Below are 7,278 nucleotides of genomic sequence, written 5' to 3'. Positions count from 1 at the left end.
CGCCGGGACCCCCCCCTTCGGGGGGCAGTCGCCGCTCACGACCCCTGCTGAGGTGCGGAAACCTCAGTTGCCGCCGAAGGCCGAGTCGAATGCCGCCCCGGGCGGGTCGAACAGGTTGCGTCGCACGAACGCCAGCGCGTCCGGCGCCCCGACCAGCCGGTCCATGCCGGCGTCCTCCCACTCGATCGACACCGGCCCGTCGTAGCCGATGGTGTTGAGCATCCGGAAACACGCCTCCCACGGAACGTCGCCGTGCCCGGTGGACACGAAGTCCCAGCCGCGCCGCGGGTCCGCCCACGGCAGGTGCGAGCCCAACCGGCCGTTGCGCCCGTTGCCGACCTGGCGCTTCGCGTCCTTGCAGTCGACGTGGTAGATCCGGTCCCGGAAGTCCCACAGGAACCCGACCGGGTCGAGATCCTGCCACACGAAGTGGCTCGGGTCCCAGTTGAGCCCGAACGCCTCCCGGTGCCCGACGGCCTCCAACGCCGCGACCGTCGTCCAGTAGTCGTAGGCGATCTCCGACGGGTGCACCTCGTGCGCGAACCGCACGCCCACCTCGTCGAACACGTCGAGGATCGGGTTCCAGCGGTCGGCGAAGTCCCGGTAGCCGGCGTCCACCATGGACTGCGGCACGGGCGGGAACATGGCGACCGTCTTCCAGATCGACGAGCCCGTGAACCCGACGACCGTGTTCACCCCGAGCTTCGCCGCCGCCCGGGCGGTCACCTGCATCGCCTCGGCCGCCCGCCGCCGGACCCCCTCGGGCTCGCCGTCGCCCCACACCCGCCCAGGCACGATCCCCTTGTGCCGCTCGTCGATCGGGTCGTCGCAGACCGCCTGGCCGGTGAGGTGGTTGGAGATCGCGTGGACCCGCAGCCCGTGCTTCTCGAGGATGTCGAGCCGCTCCTGCACGTACCCGTCGTCCTCGACGGCCGCCCACGGGTCGAAGTGGTCACCCCAGCAGGCGATCTCCAGCCCGTCGTAGCCCCACTCCCCCGCCAGCCGGGCCACCTCGGTGAAGGGCAGGTCGGCCCACTGCCCGGTGAACAGCGTGACCGGTCTCATGACGCGTCCCCCTCGATCGTCTCCCAGCAGCTGCCCCCGGCCGCGGACCGTTCGACCGCGTCGAGCACCAGCTGCACCTGCAGCCCGTCGGCGAACGACGGCGTCGGGTCGGTCCCCGCCGCCAGGTCGCGCACCAGGTCCGCCACCTCGTGCACGAAGGTGTGCTCGTAGCCGAGCCCGTGCCCCGGCGGCCACCAGGCCTCCATGTACGGATGGGTCGGCTCGGTGACGTGGATGCGCCGGAAGCCGGCGGTGTCGGCCGCCTCGGTGCCGTCGTGGAACCAGAGCTCGTTCATCGCCTCGAAGTCGAACGCCAGCGAGCCCGACCCACCGTTGATCTCCAGCCGCAGGCCGTTCTTGCGCCCGGTCGCGAAGCGGGTGGCCTCGAACGAGGCGACCGCGCCGCCGGCGAAGCGGCCGAGGAAGAGGGCCGCGTCGTCGACGGTCACCGGCCCGCGCTCCGCACCGCCGGCCCCGGACAGGCCGCCGGACACGGTCGCCAGCGGTCGCTCCTTCACGAACGTCTCGGTGAGCGCCGAGACGCCGGTGAGCCGGTCGCCCACGACGTACTGCGCGAGGTCCACGATGTGCGCGCCGATGTCGCCGAGCGCGCCCGAGCCGGCCTTGTCCCGCTGCAGCCGCCAGACCAGCGGGAACTCCGGGTCGACGATCCAGTCCTGCAGGTACACCGCGCGCACGTGCCGCACCGGGCCGATCCGGCCCTGCTCCACCAGCCGCCGGGCCAGCGCGATCGCCGGCACCCGCCGGTAGTTGAACCCGACCATCGAGCGCACCCCGCGGGCCTGCGCCCGCTCCGCCGCCGCGACCATCGCCCGTGCCTCGTCGACGCTGTTGGCGAGCGGCTTCTCGCACAGCACGTGCTTGCCGGCGTCGAGCGCCGCGATCGCGATCTCCGCGTGCGTGTCGCCGGGCGTGCAGACGTCGACGAGCGCGACGTCGTCCCGGGTGAGCAGCTCCTTCCAGTCGGTCACGACGGACCGCCACCCGAGCTTCGCCGCGGCCGCCCGGGTCGCGGCGGGGTCGCGGCCGCACAGGACCGCCATCTCGGGGGCGAGCGGCAGGTCGAACACGTGGGCCGCCGAGCGCCACGCCGCCGAGTGCGCCGCACCCATGAAGGCGTAGCCGATCATGCCGACGCCGAGCGGAGGCGTCACGACTCGAAGCCCAGCGGCAGGTAGTCGGCGACGTTCTCCTTGGTGATGGTCGCCGAGGCCAGCGTGATCGACGTCGGGACCTCCTTCTCCACGAGGTCGCCCATGCCACGGTTCTGCGCGACGAGCCGGGCCAGCGCGATGGCCGACGACGCCATGGTCGGGCTGTAGGTCACCGTCGCCTTGAGGACGGTGTTGTCGGCCTGGATGTCCCGCATCGCGTTGGCCGAGCCGGCGCCGCCGACCATGAAGAACTCGGAGCGCCCCGCCTGGTTGATCGCGGCGAGCACGCCGATGCCCTGGTCGTCGTCGTGGTTCCAGAGGGCGTCGAGCTTCGGCGCGGCCTGCAGCAGGTTCGCGGTGACGCGCTGCCCGCCCTGCGCCGTGAAGTCCGCGGCCTGCCGCGGGCCGACCGCGTAGCCGTAGGAGGCCAGCGCGTCGGAGAAGCCCTTGCTGCGCTCCTGCGTCAACGGGAGGTTGTCGATGCCCGCGACCTCGCCGATGACCGGGTTCGTGACGTTCGCAGCGCGGAGCCGCTCGCCGATGTAGGTGCCCGCGCTGACGCCCATGCCGTAGTTGTCGCCGCCGATCCACGTCCGGTAGGCCAGCGGCGAGTCGAAGATCCGGTCCAGGTTGATGACCGGGATGTCCGCGTCCATCGCCCGGCGGCCGAGGCTGGTGAGCTGGCTGCCGTCGTTGGGCAGGATGACCAGGGCGTTGACCTTCTGGTTGATCAGCGTCTCGACGGCGGCGATCTGCTGGGCGACGTCGTTGGTCGGGTTGACGGGCGCGAAGGTGACGTCCGGGTACTGCTCGGCCTGCGCCTTGGCGTTGTTCGCGATGGCCGCGATCCAGCCGTGGTCGGCCGCGGGCGCGGAGAACCCGATGGTGACCGGGGCGCCCGGGGTGGCGTTGTCGCCGGCGGCGGCGCCGACGTTGGCGCCCGAACCGCTCGACGGCGCCTCGTTGCTGGTGCAGGCCGCCACGGTGGCGGCCGCGCCGACGCCGAGGGCCGCGAGGAAGCCGCGGCGGCCGAGGCCTCCCGGCAGCAGGGAATCGGACATGGCTCTCGCGCTCCTTCGTGGACAGCAGCCGGATCAGGTGGTGGACGAGCGCCGGGCGCGGGCCTGGATCAGCACCGCGACGACGATGATCGCGCCCTTGGCGATGTTCTGGACCTCGATGGCCAGGTTGTTCAGCACGAACAGGTTGGTGATCACGGTGAACACCAGGACGCCGAGGATGGAGCCGATCAGCGTCCCGCGGCCGCCGGTGAGCAGCGTGCCGCCGATGATCACGGCGGCGATGGCGTCGAGCTCGTAGAGCGTGCCGTGGGTGCTCGAGCCGGTCGTGGTGAGCGAGGCGATCATGATGGCCGCGATGCCGCAGCACAGCCCCGAGACGACGTAGAGCAGCACGGTGTGCCGCCGCACGTCCACGCCCGCCAGCCGCGCCGCCTCGGGATTGCCGCCGATCGCGAAGGTCCGGCGGCCGAAGGTGGTGCGGTTCAGCACGACCCACCCGACGGCGATCACCACGGCGAAGATGTAGACGAGCAGCGGGATACCGAGGATCCGGGTGCTCGCGATGGCCGCGATCACGGGGTCCGTGACGATCTGGCTGCGCCGCCCGGAGATGAGCTCCGCCAGGCCCTGCGCGGAGATCAGCATGGCCAGCGTGGCGATGAACGGGACGATCCGGCCGTACGCGATCAGCACGCCGTTGATCAGCCCCGCGCCGACCCCCACCGCCAGCGCGCAGAAGATCATCACGAGCGCGCCGAACGACTGCGTGGCCACCGTCGTGGCCCACACCGACGCCAGCGCCATCACCTTGCCGACGGACAGGTCGATGCCGCCGCCGATGATCACGAACGTCACGCCGACCGTCAGGACCCCGATGATCGACGCCGAGGTCAGCACGGTCAGCAGGTTCGACGCCGTCGGAAAGGTCCGCGGCGCCGTCACCACGCCGACCACCGCGAGCAGCACCAGCACGGCGACGAGACCCATGTTGCGCCCGACGCCGCCCTCGAACAGCAGCCGCACCACGCGGGACGGTTCCGGCCGCGCGGGCGGGAGGGGCTCCGGCGCCTCCGGCGCCCGGGCCTCCGAGGTCGGGCTCTGCTCGTTCACGGTCCCGCCCCCGCGGTCGGCCGTCCGTCGGCGGTCATGTCCGCTCCTTCCATCACCAGGTCGAGCACCCGGTGCTCGTCGAGCTCCGTGGCCGGGCCCGCGTGCACGATCCGGCCCTCCCGCACGACGAGCACCCGGTCGGCCAGCCCGAGCACCTCGGGCACCTCGCTGGACACCAGCACCACCGCGACGCCCTCGCCCGCGAGCCGGCGGACCAGCGCGTAGATCTCGCTGCGGGCACCGACGTCGACGCCGCGGGTGGGCTCGTCGAGCAGCAGGACGGTGCAGCCGTGCAGCAGCCACCGGGCCAGGACGACCTTCTGCTGGTTGCCACCCGAGAGCGTGCGAGCCGGCCGGCGCGGGTCGGCGGGCCGGACGTCGAGCTGCGCGGTGACCACGCCGGCGTCGGCCAGCTCGGCCTCCCCGCCGAGGAACCCGCCGCGCGCGAAGCGGCGCAGGGCCGGGAGGGAGACGTTGCGCATCACCGGCTCGTCGAGCAGCAGCGCCTGGGTCTTGCGCTCCTCCGGGCACAGCCCGAGCCCCGCCCGCACCGCGGCGGGCACCCCGCGGGGCAGCGTCCGGCCGCGCACCCGGACCTCGCCGGTGTCCGCCCGGCGGGCGCCGTAGATCGTCTCGAGGATCTCCGAGCGGCCGGAGCCGACGAGACCGGCGAGGCCCACCACCTCGCCCGCCCGCACGGTGAACGACACGCCGCCGAACTCGGTCCCGCGACCCAGGCCCTCGACCTCGAGGACGACCTCGCCGATCCCGCCGGCCGACGGCGGGAACACGTACTCGAGCGTGCGACCCGTCATCAGCCGGATGACGTCCGCGGTCGGGGTGGTCCGGGCGGGGAGGTTCCGGGCGACCGTCCGGCCATCCTTGAGCACGGTCACGCGGTCGCCGATCTCGCGGATCTCCTCGAGCCGGTGCGAGATGTAGACGACGGCGACGCCGTCGGCGGTCAGCTCGCGGATGACGCGGAAGAGGTTGCGCACCTCTTCCGGATCGAGCACGGCCGACGGCTCGTCCATCACGATCAGGCGGGCGTCGCGGGCCAGCGCGCGGGCCATGCTGACGATCTGCTGGCCGGCGGCGGACAGGTCGCCGAGCTCGCGGCGGGGCGGGATCTCCGGGTGGCCGAGCCGCGTCAGGAGCCGGCGCGCGATCTTCTCGGCGTCGCGGGGGCGGGTGAAGCCGAGCCGGGCGGGCTCGTGGCCGAGCACGACGTTCTCCGCGACCGACAGCCCGGGCACGAGGTCGAGCTCCTGGTGGATGGTGGCGATGCCCGCGGCGTCGGCGGCGTGCGGCGAGCCGAACGTGACCGGGGCGCCGTCCCAGGTGATCGCGCCGGCGTCGAGGCGGTGGGCGCCCGCCAGCACCTTGATCAGCGTCGACTTCCCTGCCCCGTTCTGCCCGAGCAGGCTGTGGACCTCGCCGGCGGCGACGTCGAGATCGACGCCGTCGAGCGCGCGCACGCCGGGGAAGGTCTTCACGATCCCGCGCATCGTCAGCAGTGACGCCACGAGGGGAACGTAGAAGCGTTGACCAGCGCCGTACAACGACCGAATAATGCCCTTTCACGCTATTTATCGGACGATATCGGGGCGTGACGATGGCGTTGCCGCACTCGACCACGGCCCGGCCCCCGCTGCCGGGTCCCGCCTTGCTGCCCCCATTGCGGCTCAGCGCCCCGCCGCAGTCCGGGCGCATCGACCCGGCGCTGCTGCTCAGCACCGTCGCGCGGCTGGTCGCGTCGGACACGGCGGTGAGCAAGGCCGACCTGGTCGCGGCGACCGGCCTGGCCAGGACCACCGTGAGCACCGCGGTCGACGGGCTGCTCGCCGGCGGGCTCCTCCGGCTCGACGGGCTGCGGCCGACGGCCGGCCGGGGCCGCCCCGCCGAGCGCCTCGCGCTGGCCGCGGAGGGCGGTCAGGTGCTGCTCGCGGACGTCGGCGCGCGGGGTGCGCACCTCGCCGTGACCGACCTCGCCCAGCGGGTGCTCGCGCACACGCACGTCGACCTCGACGTCATCGACGGGCCGGACACCGTGCTCCGGACGGTGGAGACGGAGCTCACCCGGCTCCGCGCGGGATCGGCCGTCCCGGCGCGGGCGGTCGTGATCGGCCTGCCCGGGCCGGTCGACAACCACCTCGGGATCCCGGTGCGGCCGCCGATCATGCCCGGCTGGCACGCCTACCCGGTGACGGCCCGGCTCCAGCAGACCTTCGGCTGCCCGGCCGTGCTGGAGAACGACGTCAACCTGCGCGCGCTCGGCGAGGCCCGCGCGTTGCCCGCCGACCAGGTCCCGCTGCTGTTCGTGAAGGTCGGGACCGGCATCGGCGGCGGGCTCGTGACCGGCGGCGGCTCGCTGCACCACGGTGCGGACGGCGCGGCCGGCGACATCGGGCACGTCCGCGTGCGCGGCGCACCCGACGACGCGTGCGTGTGCGGCAACGTCGGCTGCATCGAGGCCGTCGCCTCGGCCGGCGCCATCGCCCGCCGGCTCGGCGGCCGCGGCGACGTGCCCTCGATCGCCGACCTGCGGGCGATGCTCGGGCGCGGCGACGCCGGCGCGATCGCCGCGGTGCGGGAGGCGGCCGGGCTGATCGGCGAGCTCGTCGCGACCCTCGTGCACCTCTACAACCCGGCGCGGGTGACCCTCGGCGGCTCGCTCACCGCAGCCAGCGACGAGCTGCTCGCCGGGGTGCGCAGCGTGGTCTACCAGCGCGCGTTACCCCTCGCCACGCGCAACCTGGTGCTGACCAACAGCGTGCTCGGGGAGTACGCGGGCGTCGCCGGAGCCACCGTCCTCGGCATCGAGCGGGTGCTCTCCGCGGAGTCGATCGGCCTCCTCCTCCCCGCCCCCTGACCACCCCCACTTCCGCGAGCCGCGCCAGCCCCCC

General features: G+C 73.6%; 6 protein-coding genes. 1 reads left to right on the top strand and 5 read right to left on the bottom strand.

The annotated features are described in order from the left end of the window. Positions 1–63: 63 nt before the first annotated feature. From AB0B41_RS32040 to AB0B41_RS32020, 5 genes are all read right to left on the bottom strand, one after another. Positions 64–1,065: a sugar phosphate isomerase/epimerase family protein gene (locus tag AB0B41_RS32040; RefSeq protein ID WP_358209977.1), complete on the bottom strand. Its 1,002-nt coding sequence runs from the start codon at positions 1,063–1,065 to the stop codon at positions 64–66. Further along, positions 1,062–2,216, bottom strand: a complete 1,155-nt coding sequence (locus AB0B41_RS32035) for a Gfo/Idh/MocA family oxidoreductase (protein ID WP_358209993.1) — start codon at positions 2,214–2,216, stop codon at positions 1,062–1,064. The genes AB0B41_RS32040 and AB0B41_RS32035 overlap by 4 nt, the downstream gene beginning before the upstream one ends. 20 nt (positions 2,217–2,236) lie before the next feature. Continuing rightward, positions 2,237–3,301 carry a substrate-binding domain-containing protein gene (locus AB0B41_RS32030; protein ID WP_358209975.1) on the bottom strand — a complete coding sequence of 355 codons (1,065 nt, stop codon included), beginning with the start codon at positions 3,299–3,301 and terminating at the stop codon, positions 2,237–2,239. A 33-nt stretch (positions 3,302–3,334) separates the two neighbouring features. Then, positions 3,335–4,249 carry an ABC transporter permease gene (locus AB0B41_RS32025; protein WP_358209991.1) on the bottom strand — a complete coding sequence of 305 codons (915 nt, stop codon included), beginning with the start codon at positions 4,247–4,249 and terminating at the stop codon, positions 3,335–3,337. A gap of 119 nt (positions 4,250–4,368) precedes the next feature. Next, a complete protein-coding gene (locus tag AB0B41_RS32020) occupies positions 4,369–5,880 on the bottom strand; it encodes a sugar ABC transporter ATP-binding protein (protein ID WP_358209989.1) in 1,512 nt (503 codons plus the stop codon). Between the two features lie 107 nt (positions 5,881–5,987). Here AB0B41_RS32020 and AB0B41_RS32015 point away from each other — a divergent pair, with 107 nt between their 5' ends. Further along, positions 5,988–7,244: an ROK family protein gene (locus tag AB0B41_RS32015; protein WP_358209987.1), complete on the top strand. Its 1,257-nt coding sequence runs from the start codon at positions 5,988–5,990 to the stop codon at positions 7,242–7,244. Positions 7,245–7,278: the final 34 nt, after the last annotated feature.

Origin of the sequence: Pseudonocardia sp. NPDC049154, from assembly GCF_040648315.1 — a bacterium.
Lineage (GTDB): Bacteria > Actinomycetota > Actinomycetes > Mycobacteriales > Pseudonocardiaceae > Pseudonocardia.
Note: the sequence above shows the minus strand (reverse complement) of the source record. Positions and strands in the feature narration are given on the sequence as shown.